The sequence below is a fragment of the Labrys sp. F242 genome (assembly GCF_057813875.1).
Genome location: NZ_JBVASG010000008.1, coordinates 94,885 through 114,618, shown reverse-complemented (window position 1 = coordinate 114,618; position 19,734 = coordinate 94,885). Strand labels below are relative to the sequence as shown.

Annotated in this window: 17 protein-coding genes; 8 read left to right on the top strand and 9 right to left on the bottom strand. The window is 61.4% G+C overall.

Annotated features, from left to right (window positions below; all coding sequences use genetic code 11):
- Positions 1-38: 38 nt before the first annotated feature.
- Positions 39-788: an SDR family oxidoreductase gene (locus ACZYTC_RS31785; RefSeq protein WP_488991458.1), complete on the bottom strand. Its 750-nt coding sequence runs from the start codon at positions 786-788 to the stop codon at positions 39-41.
- A 50-nt stretch (positions 789-838) separates the two neighbouring features.
- On the opposite strand from ACZYTC_RS31785, the gene ACZYTC_RS31780 reads away from it, so the two are divergent.
- Positions 839-1,693: an IclR family transcriptional regulator gene (locus tag ACZYTC_RS31780; RefSeq protein ID WP_488991457.1), complete on the top strand. Its 855-nt coding sequence runs from the start codon at positions 839-841 to the stop codon at positions 1,691-1,693.
- A 380-nt stretch (positions 1,694-2,073) separates the two neighbouring features.
- Here ACZYTC_RS31780 and ACZYTC_RS31775 read toward each other — a convergent pair whose 3' ends face one another.
- The 3 genes from ACZYTC_RS31775 to ACZYTC_RS31765 are packed head-to-tail and all read right to left on the bottom strand — an operon-like array spanning position 2,074 to position 5,559.
- The gene (locus tag ACZYTC_RS31775; protein WP_434960531.1) at positions 2,074-3,021 is read right to left on the bottom strand and encodes a substrate-binding domain-containing protein; all 948 of its coding nucleotides are present in this window, start codon (positions 3,019-3,021) and stop codon (positions 2,074-2,076) included.
- A gap of 35 nt (positions 3,022-3,056) precedes the next feature.
- Positions 3,057-4,070, bottom strand: a complete 1,014-nt coding sequence (locus tag ACZYTC_RS31770) for an ABC transporter permease (RefSeq protein ID WP_441770561.1) — start codon at positions 4,068-4,070, stop codon at positions 3,057-3,059.
- Positions 4,063-5,559, bottom strand: a complete 1,497-nt coding sequence (locus ACZYTC_RS31765) for a sugar ABC transporter ATP-binding protein (RefSeq protein ID WP_488991456.1) — start codon at positions 5,557-5,559, stop codon at positions 4,063-4,065. The genes ACZYTC_RS31770 and ACZYTC_RS31765 overlap by 8 nt, the downstream gene beginning before the upstream one ends.
- Before the next feature lie 432 nt (positions 5,560-5,991).
- On the opposite strand from ACZYTC_RS31765, the gene iolG reads away from it, so the two are divergent.
- The 3 genes from iolG to ACZYTC_RS31750 are packed head-to-tail and all read left to right on the top strand — an operon-like array spanning position 5,992 to position 9,279.
- Positions 5,992-7,014 carry an inositol 2-dehydrogenase gene (gene iolG, locus ACZYTC_RS31760; protein WP_441770559.1) on the top strand — a complete coding sequence of 341 codons (1,023 nt, stop codon included), beginning with the start codon at positions 5,992-5,994 and terminating at the stop codon, positions 7,012-7,014.
- A gap of 2 nt (positions 7,015-7,016) precedes the next feature.
- The gene (locus ACZYTC_RS31755) at positions 7,017-8,453 is read left to right on the top strand and encodes an NAD-dependent succinate-semialdehyde dehydrogenase (protein ID WP_488991455.1); all 1,437 of its coding nucleotides are present in this window, start codon (positions 7,017-7,019) and stop codon (positions 8,451-8,453) included.
- A 10-nt stretch (positions 8,454-8,463) separates the two neighbouring features.
- Positions 8,464-9,279 (top strand): HpcH/HpaI aldolase family protein, encoded by an 816-nt coding sequence (locus ACZYTC_RS31750; protein WP_488991454.1) that lies wholly within the window; start codon positions 8,464-8,466, stop codon positions 9,277-9,279.
- Between the two features lie 89 nt (positions 9,280-9,368).
- On the opposite strand, the gene ACZYTC_RS31745 is transcribed toward ACZYTC_RS31750, so the two are convergent.
- Positions 9,369-10,370 (bottom strand): Gfo/Idh/MocA family protein, encoded by a 1,002-nt coding sequence (locus ACZYTC_RS31745; RefSeq protein ID WP_488991453.1) that lies wholly within the window; start codon positions 10,368-10,370, stop codon positions 9,369-9,371.
- Between the two features lie 33 nt (positions 10,371-10,403).
- Positions 10,404-11,597: a Gfo/Idh/MocA family protein gene (locus ACZYTC_RS31740; protein ID WP_488991452.1), complete on the bottom strand. Its 1,194-nt coding sequence runs from the start codon at positions 11,595-11,597 to the stop codon at positions 10,404-10,406.
- Between the two features lie 333 nt (positions 11,598-11,930).
- On the opposite strand from ACZYTC_RS31740, the gene ACZYTC_RS31735 reads away from it, so the two are divergent.
- From ACZYTC_RS31735 to ACZYTC_RS31720, 4 genes are all read left to right on the top strand, one after another.
- Positions 11,931-12,671, top strand: a complete 741-nt coding sequence (locus ACZYTC_RS31735) for an ATP-binding cassette domain-containing protein (protein WP_149250197.1) — start codon at positions 11,931-11,933, stop codon at positions 12,669-12,671.
- A gap of 7 nt (positions 12,672-12,678) precedes the next feature.
- Positions 12,679-13,722, top strand: a complete 1,044-nt coding sequence (locus tag ACZYTC_RS31730) for an ABC transporter permease (protein WP_434960523.1) — start codon at positions 12,679-12,681, stop codon at positions 13,720-13,722.
- 62 nt (positions 13,723-13,784) lie between these two features.
- Positions 13,785-14,801: a substrate-binding domain-containing protein gene (locus ACZYTC_RS31725; RefSeq protein ID WP_434960522.1), complete on the top strand. Its 1,017-nt coding sequence runs from the start codon at positions 13,785-13,787 to the stop codon at positions 14,799-14,801.
- 173 nt (positions 14,802-14,974) lie between these two features.
- Positions 14,975-15,844 carry a MurR/RpiR family transcriptional regulator gene (locus ACZYTC_RS31720; RefSeq protein WP_434960521.1) on the top strand — a complete coding sequence of 290 codons (870 nt, stop codon included), beginning with the start codon at positions 14,975-14,977 and terminating at the stop codon, positions 15,842-15,844.
- A 119-nt stretch (positions 15,845-15,963) separates the two neighbouring features.
- Here the strand turns inward: ACZYTC_RS31720 and ACZYTC_RS31715 are convergent, their stop codons facing one another.
- The 3 genes from ACZYTC_RS31715 to iolD are packed head-to-tail and all read right to left on the bottom strand — an operon-like array spanning position 15,964 to position 19,580.
- On the bottom strand, positions 15,964-16,782 hold the full coding sequence (locus ACZYTC_RS31715; RefSeq protein WP_488991451.1) for an SDR family oxidoreductase: 819 nt from the start codon (positions 16,780-16,782) through the stop codon (positions 15,964-15,966).
- A 4-nt stretch (positions 16,783-16,786) separates the two neighbouring features.
- Positions 16,787-17,686, bottom strand: coding sequence for a myo-inosose-2 dehydratase (gene iolE, locus ACZYTC_RS31710; RefSeq protein WP_454817543.1), 900 nt, complete (start codon positions 17,684-17,686; stop codon positions 16,787-16,789).
- Between the two features lie 49 nt (positions 17,687-17,735).
- A complete protein-coding gene (iolD, locus tag ACZYTC_RS31705; protein WP_488991450.1) occupies positions 17,736-19,580 on the bottom strand; it encodes a 3D-(3,5/4)-trihydroxycyclohexane-1,2-dione acylhydrolase (decyclizing) in 1,845 nt (614 codons plus the stop codon).
- Between the last annotated feature and the right edge of the window lie 154 nt (positions 19,581-19,734).

Here is a 19,734-nt window from a genome sequence, read left to right as displayed (position 1 = left end):
TGAGCGCTCGATCCGCCCGTCACCCGCTCACGCTTTCCTCAGATCGTGACGCCGCCATCGACGAGAACGGCTTGACCGGTGACGAAACGCGATTCATCGGAGAGGAGAAAGACGACCATCGGCGCTATGTCGCCGACCGCTGCCAGGCGACCCATCGGCTGGCGGGCAATGAAGTCCTTTTCGGCCTGAACGGGATCGGCGGCAGTGGCGATACGCTCGCGTAGCGACGGCGTATCGACCGTCCCGGGGGAGAGGGCGTTGCATCGCAGCCGCCGGGACGCATAATCGGCGGCAATACTCTTGGTGAAGCCGATGACGGCAGCTTTCGTCGCCCCATAGACGAAGCGATTTGGGAAACCTTTGATGGATGACGCCATCGAGGCCATGTTGAGAATCGCGGCTGTGCCTGTTTGATTGGCCCGGTCCAGCAGCCCTGGCAGCAAGGCTCTCGTTACCCGATATGCCGACTTTACGTTGAGGTCGAAAGAAAAGTCCCAGTCCTCTTCCTCGCAATCGAGGATGGTTCCGTTGTGGACGAAACCGACACAGTTGAAGATCGCATCGAAAGGGGTCTGGGCCGAAGCAAAGGCGGAGACGGCCGATCCGTCGCGAACATCGAGAGGCAGGGTTTCGATGCGGCTGTCTTCGGCGGAAAGCGTTCGCAGGCCTTCGATATTGACGTCGGTTGCCACCACCTCGGCGCCTTCGCGGGCACAAGCCAATGCGCTAGCTCGGCCAATGCCCTGCGCGGCGGCGGAAATGAAAATACGCTTACCTTCCAAACGCATGGGCCTATCCATCCTCCCTGAGCCTGTGACTTCGACCACAATGCTTCTGCATGATAATCTGCCTGCACGCTTCTTATACGAACAATACGTTTATATGTAAACCGAGAACGATGGCAAAAAGAGAAAAGACGATGGCGACGCCACTCAAGGCCGATATGGAGAGCGAGGATCGCTACCGCGCTCCGGCTCTCGACAAGGGTTTGGATATTTTGGAACTCTTATCCGAGCAGCCCGGCGGGCTCACCCGCGCGGAGATCGTCAAGGCCATGGGCCGCAGTCCCGGCGAAGTCTATCGCATGGTCGAACGGCTCGTGGCGCGCAACTATGTCAGCCGCTCCCTCGAGGGAGACCGCTATGCGCTGACGATGAAGCTTTTCTCGCTGGCGCATCGGCATCCGCCGTTGCGGCGGCTTGTCGCCCCCGCCCAGCCGCTGATGGATGCATTCGCTCGCGAAACGCGCCAGTCCTGCCATCTCGTCGTGCGGGAGGCAGATGCGGCTGTCGTAGTCGCACACGCAAGCTGTCCGGGAAATTGGGAGTTCGGACTGCGGATCGGCGCGCCGATCGATCTTGTCGCCACGAGTTCCGGTCAAACGCTCCTTGCTTTTGCGAGCCCGGCCATGATGGAGGACCTCCTTGCTCGATGGGACGATCCCGATAAGCAGAAGTCCTTCCAGGCGATCAAATCTCACCTCGCCGAATACCGCCAGCAAGGCCACCGCATCGGAGACAGCCAGGAGGTTCGGGGCATCGAAGATGTCAGCGTGCCAATTCTGTCGCCGGAGCGCCATGCGGTCGCTGTCTTGACCTGCCCCTTCGTGCATCGTCTGGATTCGGTCGAGGGCGGGATTGACGATGCTCTTCGGCTCTTGAAGGAGGTCGCCGACAAATTATCCTTTTCATAGTCGAGAGACTGGCCAGCACATCGCGCTCGGCCCGGAGGTGGGGCCCGCTGTCGTTGTCGGAAACAGGCCGTAGATCGCCCTCTTCGGCGCTCAATGCCTCAGGCGCGAAATGCTTCGTCAGACAACAGGCAGCGGAGATAAGAAAACGCTCAAATCACCACTACACGGGGCCGCGTGTGTGATCGGCATGGCTGCCGGTGTGCGCGGCCGCTGTAAGATCTTCCGGATGAACAAGGCAGCCCGGGAGGTTGCCTGCCCTTCTCGATGTGGGCGAAGAACGCCCGCTTAAGATTGTACGGATCGCCCAGGGATCAGGCCGCACGATCGCGTGCGGCCGCCAGACGCTTCAGCTTTCCACCGAACTCGCCCCCCGTTCTGGATCAATAAGGCGCATCCGGAAAGTAATATTCCGCGGCGTTGTCTTTGGTGATGAGCGGACTGGACAGAACATAGCGGCCGCTGATCGGTGCCTGAGTCGCATATTTCATCGTGACCAGTTCGATGGCGGGGATGATCAGGGTCGGCGGATAGAAAATATCGGCATCGACCATGTCGTGCCCATCCATGACGAGCTTGATCACCTTGTTCATGCCGGAACCTCCCAGTACTGCGACGTTTTTTCGGCCCGACTGCTTGATGGCCTCGATGGCGCCGAGAGCAGCGTCGTCATCGCCTGTCCAGACACCGTCGATCTCGGGGAAGCGCTGCAGATAGTCCTGCATCACTTCAAAGCCCTTGTCGGGATTCCAATTGGCGTATTGCATGTCGAGGACCTTGATGTTGGTCCCCTTCAACGCTTCGTTGAAGGCCTCGATCCGAATGTTGTCGATAGCGGTGGGAATGCCGCGCATGACGACGATCTTGCCGCCATTCGGAAACTTCTTCTTGAAGTACTCGGCAGCCGTGCGCCCATAAGAGGGATTGTCGCCCCCGACATAGACGTCCTCGATTCCTTCCTGGGACAAACCTCGGTCGACCGTTGCGATGAAGACCCCTTTGGCCTTCGCTGCCTTGACCGGTTCGGTGAGCGGGTCGGACTCAAAAGGCAGGATCACCAGGGCCTTGATGCCACGGGCGAGCATGTCCTCGACGTCGTTGACCTGCTGTGTCGCGCTCGACGACGTGGTGAGGACGAAGTCAACGTCTGGAAAGGCCGCTTTCATGCGCTCGATCGTGCGCTTGGTGTGATAGTTGAGCCCCCCAGTCCAGCCATGGGTGGCCGCGGGGATAGAGATACCGATCGTCGTTTCGGCGGCCGCCGCTGGCGCTGTCCATCCCGCCAGGAGCATGGCTCCGGCTGCCACGACCGATTTCAATCTGCCGAACATAGTTTCCTCCCTCTTTGATTGGTGTTCTGACGCCGTCAACCCTGTGAGCGATCGCGTTGGAGCAAGACGGCGATGATGATGATGGCGCCCTGGAAAGCCCCGTTCAGATAGGGGCTGACCAGACCGCTCAAATTGAGGATGTTGCTGATGAAGCCGAGGATCAGAACGCCGGCCACGGTTCCCCAGATGCGGCCAAATCCACCGCTCAGACGGGTCCCGCCGATGATGACGGCCGCAATCGCCTCCAGTTCCCACATCAGGCCCGTAGACGGCGTGGTCGTGCCGAGGCGCGGGATGTAGATCGCCGTTGCAACTGCGACGGTCAGTCCCTGCACGACATAGGTCAGTATGCGAACCCGATCCACGGGAATGGCCGAGTAGACCGCGACTGAACGGCTGGAGCCGATGGCCGCAACGTGCCGGCCGAAGCGCGTGCGCCGAAGTACGACTTCGCCGACGATTGCCATCAGGGCGAACACGATGATCGGCACGGAAATGCCGGCGATCTCGCCGTAGTAGATCGGGCGCGACGCTGTCCGCAGCGAGAAATCCAGCGCTATCGAGCCGCCATCCGACAGCCAGGTCAGGATGGAGCGAAAAATACCCATGGCGCCCAGGGTCACGATGAAGGCTTCGACACGCCCCTTCACGATCATGACGCCGTTGAGCAATCCGGCGCAGCCCCCCAGGAAGAGCGCGCAGGCAATGCCGGCCGCCACCAGGCCCCAACCGCTCCCGAGCCATGGCAGCCCGTGATTCATGAACATGATCGTCAAGCCGGCCACGAGGCCGGAAAGGGAGCCCACCGACAAATCGAGACCGCCGGCGGTGATCACGAATGTCGCTCCTATCGCGATGATGCCGATCAAGGCACTGCGCGTCAGCACATTCGATAGATTCTCGGCCCCGAGAAAACTGCCGCTCATAGAGGCGCCCACGATCAGGAGGAGCGCGAGGGCCAGCAATGGTCCCGCCGCTTCCAGCAGGCGCCGAGGCGACCAAACGAGCGCGCCGGAACCCGGGGCGCTGGCCTTTGCGATATCAGACATTGACTGCTTCCTCCCGAAGTCCCATCGCTAGGCGGATGATCTCGTTTTCCTTGACGTCAGCGCCGGCCAGTTCGCCCGCAATGGCGCCGCCGCGCATCACGAGAACCCGATCGGCCAGTCCGACGATTTCCTGCATTTCGGAAGAGATGACGACGACGGCTTTACCGGTCTCCGCCAGGTCGGCGATGATCTGGTAGATCTGCTGCTTGGCGCCGATATCGACGCCGCGCGTCGGCTCATCGAACACGATCAGATCGGGATCGGTGGCGAGTGTCTTTGCAATCAGGACCTTTTGCTGATTGCCGCCGCTGAGAGAGCCCGCGGCGATGTTCAAGTTGCCGGCGCGGATGTCGTAGACCCGCACCGCGTCGACGAGATCTTGCTTTTCCGCTCTGAAATCGATCCAGGCTCCGCCATCGATCGCTCCTTTGGTAAGGGCGATGTTCTCTTCCAGTTTCTTGCCGAGCAGCAGCCCCTTGCCTTTTCGATCTTCGGTCAGATAGGCCAGTCTCATGCGCCATGCCTGGCGTGCAGACGGCAGTCTCGAAGGCCTTCCATGGATCTCCAGTGAGCGGCAACTGGCGGAGCGCAGCCCCAAAAGGGCTTCGAAGAGCTCGGTTCGTCCGGATCCGATGAGGCCGGATATGCCGAGGATCTCGCCTCGGCGCACTTCGAACGTCGCGTTTCGCACAAGCGTCTTGTCCGAAAGCGCTTCCACCCGCAGGAAGATCTCGACCGTCTTTCGATCGGCCTTGCTCGGATAGATCTCCGCGAGCGGACGGCCGACCATCGCCTCGGCCATTTCCTCTTCAGAGATGCGCTCCGCCGTTTCGATCCGGGCGATCTGCCCGTCGCGCAACACGGCTACCTTGTCGGCGATCTGCTTGACCTCATCGAGGCGATGCGAGGTGAAAATCACCGAACCACCGGAGCTTCGGAATTTGCGAAGCCTGGCAAACAGCTGTGCTGCCTCATCGGCGGACAACACCGCCGTCGGTTCGTCCATGAGTATCAGCCTGGGATCGCGGGCGAAGGCCTTGGCGAGTTCGATCATCTGCCAGGCGGCTACCGGCAATTCGCTGAGCCGCGCCCGAGGTGACACCGCCGAGCCGAGTTCGGCCAGGATTGCGGCGGCGGATATCCTCATCGCCTTCACATCGGTAAACAGGCCCCGTGTCAGTTCCCGCCCGAGGAAGATATTCTCCGCAACGGTCAGATGCGGCGCCAGGCAGAACTCCTGATGCACCATCACGATCCCGGCCTGCTCGGCTTCGATGAGCGTTCCAAGCGCCGGACTATCCTTGAACTTAAGAGAACCGGCGCTTGGCGCGGTCAGCCCCGCAACAATGCGCATCAGGGTGGATTTGCCGGCACCGTTTTCTCCGACCAGCGCGAGAACCTCACCGGGCGCGACGGTAAGTGTGATGTCCTTCAACACCTGGACATCGCCATAGGACTTGGCGACCTCCTCCAATCTCAGGAGTGACATTTTCGCTGGTTCCCGCCCTCGGAAATACTTAATGTTTTAATTTAGATTTTATCTCTATGAAGCTGTTTTAGATTGAGAACCCAGGTAAATCAGAGGGAACGATCTTCCTGGACCCACGGCATGCCTCCAGCGCATATGCCTTCTCCCGGCCAGTCATCTCGTCCTCCCTCAGGTACCCGCGCAAAGAAAATTGCAAACAATAAAAAATGTCAATAAACATTTCTCCATTGGGCGACATTTCGAGAGCCGACCTTGGCGCAGGCCGACGATGGGACCTGTGCCGGGCCGCCGCGAACCGGGAGTTCGGCTGTCCGGCGCCTGACGGGGCAGCGCGAAAACGGTCATCCCAAAACTGTGATGGACGTTCCTCCAAAAACTCCGCATCAGTTGTTGACAATATGAGATTTTTGCAATGATCATTGCTAAGAAAAAATGGGAGGAACTTCCGTGCTCAGAATCGCTGTGTTGGGTTGCGGGCGCATCGGGCGGATGCATGCTGCGAATATAGCAGCGCACCCTCGGGCAAGGCTTGCAGGTGTCTTCGACGTTTCGAGGGAGGCGGCCATGGAGGTGGGGGCAAGGGAAGCCACCACCGTTTTTGAAACCGACGAAGACGTATTCGCCTCCGAGGGCGTCGATGCGGTGCTCATTGCAAGCTCCACGAGCACGCATGCAGACTATATCGAGAAGGCTGTGGCGGTTGGCAAACCCATCCTGTGCGAGAAGCCGATCGACCTCAGCCTGGAAAGAGTGGATCGCTGCGCCAGGATCATCGGCAAGTCGTCCCTGCCTATCATGCTTGGTTTCGTCAGGCGCTTCGATCCCACGCACAGGGCTACGCGCGCCGCCATCGTGAACGGTGACATCGGCGACCTGCACCAGATCGTCATCACCTCCCGAGACCCGGCAATGGCTCCAGCTGCCTATATGGAGGTTTCGGGCGGCATTTTTCGCGACATGACGATCCATGATTTCGACATGGCCCGCTTCCTGCTGGGGGAGGAACCCGAAACAGTGAGTGCCGTCGGAAGCCGCCTTGTGAACCCGCCACTGATGGAACGCTGCAATGACTGGGATACCGTATCGGTGGTTCTCACCGCGGCATCCGGGAAGCAATGTGTCATCCTGAACTCGCGGCAGGCTGTTTATGGCTACGACCAGCGGGTCGAAGTGTTCGGCAACAAGGGCATGGCGGTCTCGGAGAACCGGAGAACGCATGATTCCGTGCGCTTCACCGGGGAGTTCACATCCCGTGGGGCGCCCTACCTCAATTTCTTCATCGAGCGATATGCCGAGGCCTTCAACGCCGAGATCGGTGCGTTCGTCGACGCCGTCGAAAATGGCACGGCGCCGGAGGTTGGTTTTGAGGACGGCCGGCGAGCCCTCGTTCTGGCGGAAGCCGCCGGCAGATCCATCCAGGAGGGACGGCCGGTAAAGACAAGTGAGGTCATTTGAGCATGTACCAGGATTTCGGCCTTTTCATCGACGGCCAATGGCGCGAGGCAGCGGACAAGGCCCGCGCACCGGTCATCAGCCCGGTATATGAACGCGTATTGGGCGAGGTACCCGTCGCCGCACGCTCCGATACGCACGACGCCCTTGAAGGTGCGGCAAGGGGGTTCACACTGTGGAAATCCAAACCGGCATTCGAACGCGCGGATGCCCTGCATCGCATTGCGGATGAGATGCTTCGCCGCAAGGACGAAGCCACCCGCATGATTTCGAGTGAAACCGGCAAGCCTCTGGTACAGGCCGAACGTGAATGGATCCTGGCCACCGACCAGTTCCGCTGGTACGCCGAGGAAGCACGCCGCATCTATGGCCGCGTCATCGAAAGCCGGGTGCCGGCGGGGCGTTTCGAAGTCCTGCATGAGCCCGTCGGTATCGCTGCCGCCTTCACGGCCTGGAACTTTCCCGCGGCACTGGTGGCCCGCAAGGTTGCGCCAGCCCTCGCTGCCGGCTGTTCGATCATCGTTCGCCCTTCGAGCCAGACGCCGGGAACGGCCATGGTCTTGGTCGATTGCACCAAGGCCGCCGGCATTCCGGCCGGCGTCGTCAGCCTTGTCGTCGGCCCGACCAGCGCGACCTATGATCCCATCATGGCCTCCGCGGGGGTGCGCAAGGTCTCGCTGACCGGCTCGACGCGCGTCGGACAGCAGATGATCAAGGATGCCGCCGAGACGGTGAAGAAGGTCTCGATGGAACTCGGCGGCAACGCGCCTCTCATCATCTATGACGATGCCGACCTCGAATTGGCGCTCAACGTTTCGGTACCGACCAAATACGCCAATGCCGGGCAAGTCTGCGTGACGCCCGATCGCTTCTTCGTTCACGAAAGCCTGCATGACGCCTTCGTGGAAGGGTTCGTTGCCCGGACCCGGGCCCTCAGGCTCGGAGATGGCCTCGACAGCGCGACCCAGATGGGACCTCTCATCAACGCCAAGCGCCGTGACGAAATCGAATCCATCGTCGCCGAGGCCGAAAAAGCCGGGGCCAGGCTGGCCACCGGTGGACGAGCCCCCCCTGCCTTCAATGCAGGCTTTTTCTTCGAGCCGACGGTGCTCACCCATGTCGAGGACGGCATGCGCGTGTTCGCCGAGGAGAATTTCGGACCGATCGCCGCCATAACGTCCTTCTCGACGGATGATGACGTCATCGCCCGGGCCAATGCCAGCGATATGGGGCTATCCGCCTATGCCTTCACGAGCAGCCCCAAGCGAGCCCGGCGCACCGTCGCGGAGCTGAAGTCCGGCATGGTCGGCATCAACAGCTTCGCGCTCGCGGCTGCCGAGGCTCCTTTCGGCGGCACCAAATATTCGGGAATGGGCCGAGAGGGAGGCTTCGAGGGCATTTCCGACTATCTCGACACCAAGCTGGCGCAGATCGTGTTTTGAGGAGGCACTCGTGATCAAGAACAAGCTGAAGCAGGCCTGGGCCGAGGGACGTCCCACGATCAACGGATGGCTCTCGATCGGCAACCCGTTCACCGCGGAGATCATGGCCGCACAGGGTTATGACAGTGTCACGGTCGACGTGCAGCATGGTGCCCTCGACTATTCCATGCTGCTGCCGATGTTCCAGGCCGTGCGCGCTTCCGGCGTCGTTCCAATGGCACGGGTGCCCTGGCTCGAACCCGGCATCATCATGAAGGCGCTGGATGCCGGCGCCTATGGCATCATCTGCCCGATGGTGAACACGGCCAGGCAGGCCGCCGAGTTCGTCAGCTATATGCGCTATCCCCCCCTTGGCCAGCGCAGCTTCGGGCCGACGCGCGCCAATTTTTCGGCAGGGGCAAACTATGCCGCCGAAGCCAATGACGAGATCCTCGCCTTCGCAATGGTCGAGACCGCCGAAGCCATGTCAAACCTGGGGGCGATCGCTGCCACACCCGGGCTGGACGGCATCTATGTCGGGCCGGCCGACCTGACCTTCAGCCTGCATCAGGGACGCCTGGCTCCGGCATTCGACCGCGAGGAGCCGGAGATGATCGAGGCGCTGCAGACGATCGTCGCGGCGTGCAGGAAATCGGGCAAGATCGCCGCCCTGCACTGCGGCACGCCCGACTATGCGACGCGCGCCATCGCATGGGGTTTCGACATGACGACCGTATCGGGCGATTCACGATTGCTCGCGGCAGCCGCCCAGGCCAGCGTCGCGCGTTTCAGGGAGCTCAACGGAAAGGCTTCGGCCGCACCGTCGACGGTGAAATCGGCCTATTGACCTCTCGCCGGAGGGCCGCATCGCCGGATTACAGATCCAGCGGTGCGGCATTTGCGCAAGAGATCTTGCCTCGTCGGACGCGAACCGGATCAGCCATAGAGCTTTGGAACAGGCACGGCGGAGATTTCCTCCCGCAGGCCCGACTTCAGCGATCGCATCCCTGCCTCGGCCACGCGGGTGGCGGCATAGCCGTCCCAGGCACTCGCACCGTTGGGCTTGCCCGTCCTGATGCCTTCGATCCATCCCTGCGCCTGTAGGCGATAGGCATCCTGGAAGCGCGGACGCCAATCGAGGGGGTAGGCGGTCCCCTGCAACAAAGCGTGGTTGACGACACCATGAACCGGCCGTTGCAGCTCGACAGTGCCCTTTTCGCATACGAGTTCGCCCCTGACATCGTAGCCATAGGCCGCGTCGTTGAAGACCTCGATCGTCACCAGGCTGCCACCGGCACTGTCCAGCACCAGGAAAACGGGCGCTCCCGGCGATTGGCCTGAGATGTTGGCGGGCCTGAATATGGAGATCGCCGTCAATTCGCCGGCGAGCAGCCAACGGGCAATATCGAATTCGTGCACGGCCGAATTGGCTATCGCCATGCCACCGTCGAACCAGGGCGGTGCGGCGACATTGCGATGAACGCAGTGAAACATCAGCGGCTTGCCGAGTTGGCCTGCCGCGAGGTGGTTCTTCATCGCCACATAGGATGGATCGTAGCGTCGCATATAGCCGACTTGTATGAAACGCCGGCCCGCCGCGAGTTCGGCCTCGATCAGTTCGAGGCATTCCGGCGAAGTCGGGGCAAGCGGTTTCTCGCACAGTACCGGCTTGCGGGCCGCCACACAGGCGAGCGCCAGCTCCTTATGGGTGGCATCAGGAGAGGCGATCAGGACGGCATCCACTTGCGGATCGTCAATGAGACGCCTGGGATCGCCGGCCACATCGGCGGCGCCGACTTCGTCAGCAATCTGCCGCGCCCGCTCTTGATTGGCATCGTAGATGCTATGGATGACCGCTCCTGCCACTTGCGAAGCGATCGTGCGCGCATGATCGGCGCCCATCACGCCGACGCCGACAATCCCCAACCTGACAGTCATGCCTTCCCTCCCGATAGTGACCCCGGCCGACTTCTACGCCGGCCCGCACGGCGTCCAAGCACCGCCATTTTCATGAGACTCCACCGCGGCATGGATGAAGCGCACCCCGCGAGCACCATCCTGCGCAGTGGGAAATTCCAGCATTCCCTCAGGCAACGAACGCTCGGCGGCTCTCGCCTCGATTGCCACCGCAAATTCGGTGTAGAGATTGGCCCAGGCATTGCTGAGCGCCTCGCCATGTCCGCTCGGCAGCGTGGACATCTTCTCGATGGAAGGGAGCATCGCCCCCTCCTTGCCCCGCACGATCATCTCGTCTGGCTGTCCGAGATAGCTGACCCGCAGATATTCCGGTTTTTCCTGGTCCCATTCGATGCCGCCCCGATCGCCATAGACCCGGATACGCAGAGCGCAGTAATTGCCGGGGGCGACCTGCGTGACCAGAAGCGTGCCGGGCGCCCCGCCAGCCAAGCGCACATTGATGAAGGCCGTGTCCTCCAGCCCGCGCTCCGGGCCGCAAACATACAGATCGGCCTTCAAGGCGACGATCTCTTCGCCCGTGACATAGCCAGCCAGATGAAAGGCATGCGTGCCGATGTCGCTGATCGCAGACGCCTTTCCAACCCTGGCGGGATCCTGCCTCCACGAGACCTCGCCGCTGTCTGGTTTCTTTTCCAGGCAGGACCATTCCTGGAAATACTCGACATGGACCTGGCGGATCCGCCCTATCCTGCCCTCCAGGATCATGTGCCGCGCCTGCCTCACCATGGCATGGAAGGCAAAGGCATAGGTCACGCCGAAGACGAGCCCGGTGTCTTTCTGGAGAGCGACAAGGGCCTGGGCGTCTTCGAGAGAGGTCGTCAGGGGTTTGTCGCAGATGACATTGATGCCCGCCTGCAGGAATGTGCGCGCGATCTCATAATGGGTGTGATTGGGCGTGCAGATCGCAACTGCATCTACGGGATCGGCACGAGCCGCCTCGCGCTCGGCCATGGCGTGATAGTCGTCATAGATGCGATCCTCGGCCAGGAACCAATCGCGGCCCGATGACCTCGCCTTTGCAGGATCGGTGGACAAGGCGCCCGCAACGATATCCCATCGATTGGAAAGACGAGCGCCCGCAGCATGCCAGGCGCCCACCTGGCCACCCCGCCCGCCTCCGACAAATCCCAGTCTCAAGCGGCGATCCGGCGGGGGATAGGTATCGATCCGAAATTGCTCGGCTTTCATGCCTTCTCCTCCCAGGAGCGGGTCATTTGACGGGGTGACCGCGGTTTTCCGCATGAATCAACGATTATTGCTAAAAATAAAAATAGTCAATTATTGTTTCAAATCGTCGCGCCGGCACCACACTCGCAATAAGTGTTGCAATTTTTAAAATCATGAAATAGAAATTGCAAAGCAAATCAACTGGCCATCCCGGGGCCATCCTCGGCTTCGGCAGAACCATTCGCGGTGAGACTATCGATCCAGGCAGCGGTCGATATCGGCGCCTCCCCGGTGGCAACCTGCGGTTGATGTGTCATGATTAGACAAACAAGAAAATAAACCAGGGAGCGAGGAATGACACTGCTGCAGCTGAAGTCAGTCTCGAAGAGCTTCGGCGCCATCAAAGCACTGACGGACGTCGAATTGACGATTGGCAGAGCTGAGATCGTAGGCTTGATGGGTGACAACGGTGCCGGCAAGTCCACCTTGGTGAAATTGATCGCCGGCAACTTCCCGCCCACCTCTGGCGAAATCGTCCTGGATGATGAGATCGTGCATTTTCATAAGCCCGTCGAAGCTCGGGCCAAGGGCATCGAAGTCGTCTACCAGGACCTGGCGCTGTGCAACAACCTCTCGGCGGCGGCCAACGTCTTCCTCGGCCGGGAGATCAAGAAACGAGCGGGTCCTTTCCGCTGGCTTGATCACGGTGCGATGATCAAGAAAGCCGGTGAACTCTTCGGTGAGCTGAAGTCCGAAACCCGGCCGCGCGACCTCGTCCGCCAAATGTCGGGCGGGCAGCGCCAGGCCGTCGCCATCGCACGCACCAGGCTGTCCCAGGCTAAGATCGTGCTGATGGACGAGCCGACCGCGGCGATCAGCGTCAGGCAGGTTGCCGAAGTGCTGGGGCTGATCCACCGCCTGCGCGACGCTGGGATCAGCGTCGTACTGATCTCGCATCGAATGCCTGATGTCTTCGAGGTCTGCGATCGGGTGATCGTGATGCGACGCGGCCACAAGGTGGCCGACAAGCTCATCGCCGCAACCTCGCCGGAGGAAGTTACGGGTCTCATTACTGGCGCAATCCATACGGCGTGAGGTCGCGATGACGGACACTTCTTCCAACCGCCCGAAGCAGGCCAATACGCCTGCACCAGCTAATGTCTCCATCGAGTCCGTCCTGACGGTCAAGGAGAAGTCGCTGTGGCAGACGATGCTGTCGAGCCAGGCCTTCTGGGTCACAATCGCGCTGATCGTCATTTGCGCCATCATGTCCATCCGCGAGCCGCGCTTCGCCACGGAAGACAATTTCTACAACATAACCCGCAACTTCGCCTTCATCGGCATCATGGCGCTCGGCGCCACCATGGTCATTATCACCGGTGGCATCGACCTTTCGGTCGGCTCGATCATGGGCCTTGTCGCAGTCGCCTGCGGACTCACGCTGGAAGCAGGTTATCCCTGGTACGCGGCGGTGATTGCAGGCCTCGCGGCGGGTGGCGTCGCCGGCGCCATTAATGGCGGCCTCATCGCCTATCTGGGACTATCACCCTTCGTGGTGACCCTGGGCATGCTGTCGGCGGCACGCTCCGTGGCCGTGGTGCTTTCCGGCAACAAGATGCTCTACAATTTCGGTCCCGGCGGCCCGGCTTTCAAGTCGATCGGCGCTGGTGCGATCTTGGGTATCGCCAACCCGGTCTGGGTGCTCGTTGTCCTGACCCTGACCATGTTCGTGGTGATGCGCATGACGACATGGGGCCGGCATCTGCTCGCCGTCGGTGGCAATGAGCATGCGGCCAACCTCACCGGGGTACCGGTCAAGCGCATCAAATTGCAGGCTTATACCATTTCCGGGCTCAGCGGCGCCATCGCGTCGATCCTGAGCGTGGGTTGGGCAGGCTCGGCGATCAACTCCCTGGGTACGGGCTACGAGCTGCGCGCCATCGCCTCGACCGTGATCGGCGGCGCGAACCTGATGGGCGGTGAAGGTGGAGCACTCGGTGCATTCATCGGTTCTGCCCTTCTCGAAGTCATCCGCAATTCCCTTCTCATGGCCGGCGTCGACTCCAATTGGCAGGGCGTCTTCGTCGGTAGCTTCCTGGTTCTCGCGGTGCTGCTCGAGCGGATCCGCGGCAAACGACGCGAATGACCGGCCAAAGCCGGCGTCGTGTGAAACGCCCGAAACGGCGAACAACCCATCTGGAGGAAACGATGTTGAGATATCTGCTGACCACGGCGGCGATTGCCGTCGGTCTTGCCGCCACGGCCGGTGGCTCCTACGCCGCCGACAAGCTTACCTTCGCGCTGGTTCCCAAGAACACCAACAATCCCTTCTTCGACCAAGCCATGGCCGGCTGCAAGAAGGCGGAAAAGGAACTCAACGGGGCCATCGAATGCCTCTATGTCGGCCCTGGCGAGCATGGCGGCGGCGACGAACAGGCGCAGATGGTGCAGGACCTCATCACCAAGGGCGTCGACGGCATTGCGGTTTCCGTAGCCAACGCCCCGGCCATCGCGGCGGCGCTGCAGGGTGCCGCTGGCGCAAAAATTCCGGTCCTGACCTGGGATTCCGATCTCCTGCCCGACGCCAAGGGCGAGCGCGCCGCCTATGTCGGAACGCATAATTACGAGATTGGCGTGAACCTCGCCAAGATCGCCATGAAGATCAAGCCGAAAGGCGGCAAGATCTGCATCCAGTCCGGCGGCGCAGCTGCCGCCAATCACAATGAGCGCATGCAGGGCATTCGCGATACGCTTGCGGGCAAGGAAAGCGCCCAGGCCCCCGGCGATCGGCTGGCTGGTCAAAATGGCTGGACCGAAGTCGACGGCTGCCCGCTCTATACCGATGACGATTTCCCCAAATCGGTGCAGCAGCTTGAAGATACTCTCGGCAAGTATCCCGATCTCGACGCCTTCATCCCGACAGGCGGCTTCCCGCAATTCCTGCCGGATGCCTACCGGCAAGTCGCGACCAAATACAAGGCCAAGATCGCCTCCGGCGCTCTCGCCCTCGTGGTTGCCGATACGCTGCCTGTGCAGATCGACCTGCTCAAGGAAGGTCTGGCCTCCGGCAATGTGGGTCAGCGTCCTTTCGAGATGGGCTACAAGGCCATGTACTACCTGAAGGACATCAAGGACGGCAAGGCAGCGCCCAAGGACCCGAGCTATACCGGTCTCGACATCTGCACGCCGGACAATGTCGCCACCTGTATCGGCGGTGGCAATTGACGAAACGAGAACGCTCTGCGCAGCCGAGCGATCCCGCTTGACCTCCCGGGTCTCGTTTCGGGCCCATGCCGGCATGTCGCGCGACTAACGTTGCGCGGCATGCCTATGCTAGAAGCGCCATTTGTACATGGCACGCTTGAGAACCGCGGACGTATTGGAAAGAGGGAATATTCATGGGCGCCGACAGTGTCCCGCAAGACTACGAGGACCTAATTCGGATCATCCACGACAAATATGACGGGATGAGCAAGGCCTATCAGAATATAGCGGTGTATCTGACCCAAAATCCCAATGATGTGGCGGTCATGTCGCTCAACGCCATTGCAGAAACCTGTGGTATCCACGCATCCAGCTTCGTACGCTTCGCCCAGATGCTGGGATATAAGGGTTTCAAGGAAGTACAGGCGGTCTTTCAGCGGCGCCTATCGACCGCAGCTCCCGGTTTCCAGGCTAGAATCAAGGCCCTGGAGACCGAGCTGAGCGACCGCGAGAATGTCGGCGGCTGGGGATTCCTGCACGACCTGGTGCTACGGGATATCGACGCACTCCAGGAATTGTTGAACTTGACCTCCGGGGAGACCATCGAAAAGGCCGTGGACCTGATGGAAAAGGCAGACACCATCTATCTGGTGGGCCAGCTCCGCTCAGCGCCGATCGTCGATCTCACCCGCTACATTCTGACGATGCTGGGAAAACGCACGGTTCTCCTGGACGCAAGCGGCGGTCTTTCCACGCATATCGCCGGCACCATGCGGCCCACGGACCTGCTCTTTGCCGTTTCATTCCGCTTTTACGCAACCGAGGTCGTCAACATCGTCGAGCAGGCTGCAGCCAAGGGCCTGCCGATCCTGGCGATAACGGATTCGACCCTTTCGCCACTTGCCAAGAGTGCAACGGTTCTCTTCTCCGTGCCCGAGCATCAGTATACGTTCTCAAGATCCCTGGCCGCACCGATGTGCCTGGCTCAATCCCTTACGGCAGCTCTGGCCGCTCGGCTGCAGAAGGCTCCCGTGCCGCGCATCCCGATCGTCACGCAGCCCTGAAGAGCTCTTGTCGCCTCCACAGGATACATGCGTTCAGGACGCATGCGCCCGGGTCTTGAAAAGAAGCAGCCCAAGACGGGCTGCTTCCAGTCGGGACAATGGATTTTTCCTGAAAGGCATCAGGCGAGCGCAAGCGCCTCGGCCGGTACCGGCATGGGGCCGGCCGAGCCGCCCCACACCGTCTGGTCGTAATTGACCACGGCACCCGTCATCAGGCCGGCATCATCGGATACGATGAAGTTGACAGTTCTTGCGGCCTCCTCCGGGTCGACCAGCCGTCCGAACGGCAGTGTGGCGGTAGCCTTGGCCTCCCAGTCCGGATCACCCGTGGCCGCGGCCTGCAGCTCCCGTTCATGGTCGGACGACATCCAGCCGACATTGAGCTGGTTCACCCGGATGCGATTCTTCATCACCGAAAACGCCGTGTTGCGGGTCAGCGTCGCCAGCGCGCCCTTGGAGGCGCAATAGGCATTGATGAAGGGCTGGCCGGTATGTTCGGAGATCGAGCCGATATTGCAGATCGATCCCGCGACGCCATCACGGACCATCAGCTTGATGGCTTCCTGCATCAGGAAATAGGGCCCGCGCACATTGGTGGCGAAGATGAGATCGAACAGTTCCGGTGAAGTATCGATGATCGTGCCGCGATCCGTGCAGGCAGCGGCGTTCACCAGGACATCCACGCGGCCATAGAGGCGATCCGCTTCGGCGATGGCATGCCGGCATTCCCCGACATCGGCGACATCGGCCTTGACGAAATGAACGGGAACGCCGGTCTGCGACTTGATCCTGTCGGCCACGGCCTGACCCTTCGCGGCATTGCGTCCAAGCGTCACCAGGCCGGTGGCACCGGCGGCAGCAAGTTGCCGGGCGATCTCGGCACCCAGGCCCTGCGTCGAGCCGGTCACGACGCAGATCTTTCCATCCATGCGGTTCATGTCGTCAGTTCTCCACGGTATAGCCGGCTGCTGCCATCACGCGCAGCAGTTCCTTGTGTCCAGTCTTGGCCATCTGCAGCGGCGGGCTCTTGACGGGGTCCTGCTCCGCCTCGACCACGAACCAGCCCTCATAGCCGTAGGAAGCCAGGCGCTTCACGATGGCCTCGAAGTCGAGCGAGCCGTCACCGGGAACCGTGAAGGCTCCCTTCACCACCGCGTCGAGGAAACTCTCCTTGCCCCGATCGAGGCCATCAACCACCTCCGCCCGGATGTCCTTGGTATGGACATGCGAGATGCGGGCGTGATGCTTGTCGATTACCCGCAGGACATCGCCGCCCGCGAACGCCATGTGTCCCGCGTCATAGAGCAGCGGCAGGGCTTCGCCCGAGTGCTTCATCAGGAGGTCAAGCTCCGCCTCGGTCTCGATCGCCGCCGCCATGTGATGATGGTAGCTGATCGGCATCCCCTGCCCCGCGCACCATTCGGCGAAGGCCGTCATCTTGCGGCCATAGGCCTTGATCTCGTCCTCGCTCAGCCGCCGCTTGGTCGCGAGCGGCGCCGAGCGATCGCCCTGGATGGTACCGGCGGTCTCGCCATAGACGATGCAGGGAGCACCGACGGCCTTGAAGAGCGCCATCTGGGCAGCGACGCGCTCCTTCTCCCGCTCGAGGTCACCGTCGAGCAGCAGGCCTGAGAACCAGCCGCCGCATACGCTCACGCCGTGCTTGTTCAGCACAGGCTTGAGGTCGGCGGGATCCATCGGGAAGCGGCGGCCGGTCTCCATCCCGGTGAAGCCCGCCTCGCGGGCCTGGCGCAGGCACTCGTCGAGGGAGACGTCGTCACTCAGTTCCGGCAGGTCGTCGTTCCACCAGGCAATCGGCGCGATGCCAAGTCTCGCTTTCATAAGATTCTCCAACGCATGCGTAACAATCAGTCAGCTTTGGGAACGCCCATCAGACGCCGACTCGCTGATGCCGGCGGCCAGCGATTTGGGCGTCATGCGCCTCGCGTACTTCCTTCCTCTCGCTGGTGGCCGGGACCCCGACATCCCACCAGGCATCGCCCGGCGTCCAGGTGAAGGCATCCGACACGAGGGTGATGACGGTGGTGCGGTCATTCGTCTTCGCCCATTCCACGGCCTGGCCGAGATCGGCCAGGCTCTCCACGCGCCGCGTCAGCGCCCCCATCGCCTCGGCGTGCTTGGCGAAGTCGACCGAGAAAGGCTCCTTCACGCGGCAATCCTTGATGAGATTGTTGAATCCGGGCGTACCCTTGGCGTTCTGGAGGCGGTTGATGACAGCATAGCCGCCATTGTCGCAGACGATCAGAATGATCTTGTGGCCGCTCAGGACGGTCGAATAGACGTCCGAGTTCATCATCATGTATGTGCCGTCGCCGATCATGACGATGGGCGTGCGTGTCGGATCGGCCATTGCGGCGCCCCAGCCCGCGGCGATCTCGTAGCCCATGCAGGAAAAGCCGAATTCGCAATCGAAGGTATTGGGATCCTTGACGCGCCAGTTCTTCATGACTTCGCCGGGCAATCCGCCGGCAGCGGTGATGAGCAGGTCCCTTGCGCCGGCCTTGGCATTCACCACGCCCACGACCTGGGCATAGGTCGGGATAGGATCATTGGTGGGTTTCTGGAAGCCGTCGAGCATGTCGTTCCATGTGGCGAATTCGGACACGCCCTTTGCCGTCCAGGCCTCCGGCGCCTTCCAGTCATCGAGCGCAGCTTCCAGTTCCTCGACGGTTTCGAGGGCGTCGCCCACCACCGCCAATGCGCGATGCTTGGTGGCATCCCAGCGCGCCGCGTTGATGGAGATGAACTTCGCCGCCGGGGAGAAGGCGGTCCACGAGCCGGTGGTGAAATCCATCAGCCGCGTGCCGACGGCGACGATGACATCGGCCTCGCCGGCAAGCGCATTGGCGGATGTCGAGCCGACAATGCCGATCGGCCCGACATGGGCGGGATGGTCATGCGTCACCGCCCCCTTGCCGGCAATGGTCTCGGCCAATGGAATGCCGCGCTTCTGCGCGAAATCAGCCAGGGCCTTTTCCGCGCCCGAATAGCGAACCCCACCACCGGAAATGATCAGGGGGCGCTTGGCCTGTCGCAGCATATTGACCGCCTCGCCGAGGCGGTCGCGATCGGGCCGGGCCCTCGGTATCCGGTGCATGACCGGCTCGAAGAACGCCTCCGGGTAATCCCACGCCATCTCCTGCACGTCCTGCGGAAGCGCGATGAAAGCGGGCCCGCAATCGGCCGGATCCAGGAGCACGCCGACCGCCTGCGGCAGCGAGGAGATGATCTGCTCGGGATGCACGATGCGATCCCAATAGCGCGTCACCGCCTTGAAGGCGTCGTTGACGTTAATGGTCGGATCGCCGAAATGTTCCACCTGTTGCATGACCGGATCAGGTCGCCTGTTGATGAAGGTATCCCCTGAGAGCAGCAGCACGGGCAGGCGATTGGAATGGGCAACGCCGGCGGCCGTGACCATGTTCAGGGCGCCGGGCCCGATCGAGGTCGCCGCGACCATGATCTGGCGCCGGCGCTTGGCCTTGGCAAAGCCGATGGCGGCGAGCGCCATCGACTGCTCGTTCTGGCCTCGCCAGGTCGGCAGCGTGTCCTTGACGGCTTCCAGCGCCTCCGAAAGACAGGTGACGTTTCCATGCCCGAAGATAGCAAAAACGCCGGGAAAAAGAGGCACCTTCGCGCCATCCACGACTGTGAACTGGTTGCACAGGTAGCGCACCAGGGCCTGGACCATGGTGAGACGAATGGTGGCGGACATCGTGTTCCTCCCTCGCAATTGCGATTTTTATACTGCTTACGAAATGATTATTGACAAAGCAAGATAATTGCAATCACCATTGCATCATTAGTCGAACAGAGACGCAAAAGGCTGGTCTCTCACGGGCCAGCCCCGGTCCCGTGGCGGGCCGTGA

What these genes read in the sequence shown, in the direction of transcription:
- ACZYTC_RS31770 (WP_441770561.1), bottom strand. Translation starts at nt 4,070, where the DNA reads ATGTCTGATATCGCAAAGGCCAGCGCCCCGGGTTCCGGCGCGCTCGTT.
- ACZYTC_RS31730 (WP_434960523.1), top strand. Translation starts at nt 12,679, where the DNA reads ATGACGGACACTTCTTCCAACCGCCCGAAGCAGGCCAATACGCCTGCA.
- ACZYTC_RS31720 (WP_434960521.1), top strand. Translation starts at nt 14,975, where the DNA reads ATGGGCGCCGACAGTGTCCCGCAAGACTACGAGGACCTAATTCGGATC.
- ACZYTC_RS31765 (WP_488991456.1), bottom strand. Translation starts at nt 5,559, where the DNA reads ATGTCACTCCTGAGATTGGAGGAGGTCGCCAAGTCCTATGGCGATGTC.
- ACZYTC_RS31775 (WP_434960531.1), bottom strand. Translation starts at nt 3,021, where the DNA reads ATGTTCGGCAGATTGAAATCGGTCGTGGCAGCCGGAGCCATGCTCCTG.
- iolE (WP_454817543.1), bottom strand. Translation starts at nt 17,686, where the DNA reads ATGAAAGCGAGACTTGGCATCGCGCCGATTGCCTGGTGGAACGACGAC.
- ACZYTC_RS31715 (WP_488991451.1), bottom strand. Translation starts at nt 16,782, where the DNA reads ATGAACCGCATGGATGGAAAGATCTGCGTCGTGACCGGCTCGACGCAG.
- iolD (WP_488991450.1), bottom strand. Translation starts at nt 19,580, where the DNA reads ATGTCCGCCACCATTCGTCTCACCATGGTCCAGGCCCTGGTGCGCTAC.
- iolG (WP_441770559.1), top strand. Translation starts at nt 5,992, where the DNA reads ATGGGAGGAACTTCCGTGCTCAGAATCGCTGTGTTGGGTTGCGGGCGC.
- ACZYTC_RS31740 (WP_488991452.1), bottom strand. Translation starts at nt 11,597, where the DNA reads ATGAAAGCCGAGCAATTTCGGATCGATACCTATCCCCCGCCGGATCGC.
- ACZYTC_RS31785 (WP_488991458.1), bottom strand. Translation starts at nt 788, where the DNA reads ATGCGTTTGGAAGGTAAGCGTATTTTCATTTCCGCCGCCGCGCAGGGC.
- ACZYTC_RS31745 (WP_488991453.1), bottom strand. Translation starts at nt 10,370, where the DNA reads ATGACTGTCAGGTTGGGGATTGTCGGCGTCGGCGTGATGGGCGCCGAT.
- ACZYTC_RS31780 (WP_488991457.1), top strand. Translation starts at nt 839, where the DNA reads ATGATAATCTGCCTGCACGCTTCTTATACGAACAATACGTTTATATGT.
- ACZYTC_RS31755 (WP_488991455.1), top strand. Translation starts at nt 7,017, where the DNA reads ATGTACCAGGATTTCGGCCTTTTCATCGACGGCCAATGGCGCGAGGCA.
- ACZYTC_RS31735 (WP_149250197.1), top strand. Translation starts at nt 11,931, where the DNA reads ATGACACTGCTGCAGCTGAAGTCAGTCTCGAAGAGCTTCGGCGCCATC.
- ACZYTC_RS31725 (WP_434960522.1), top strand. Translation starts at nt 13,785, where the DNA reads ATGTTGAGATATCTGCTGACCACGGCGGCGATTGCCGTCGGTCTTGCC.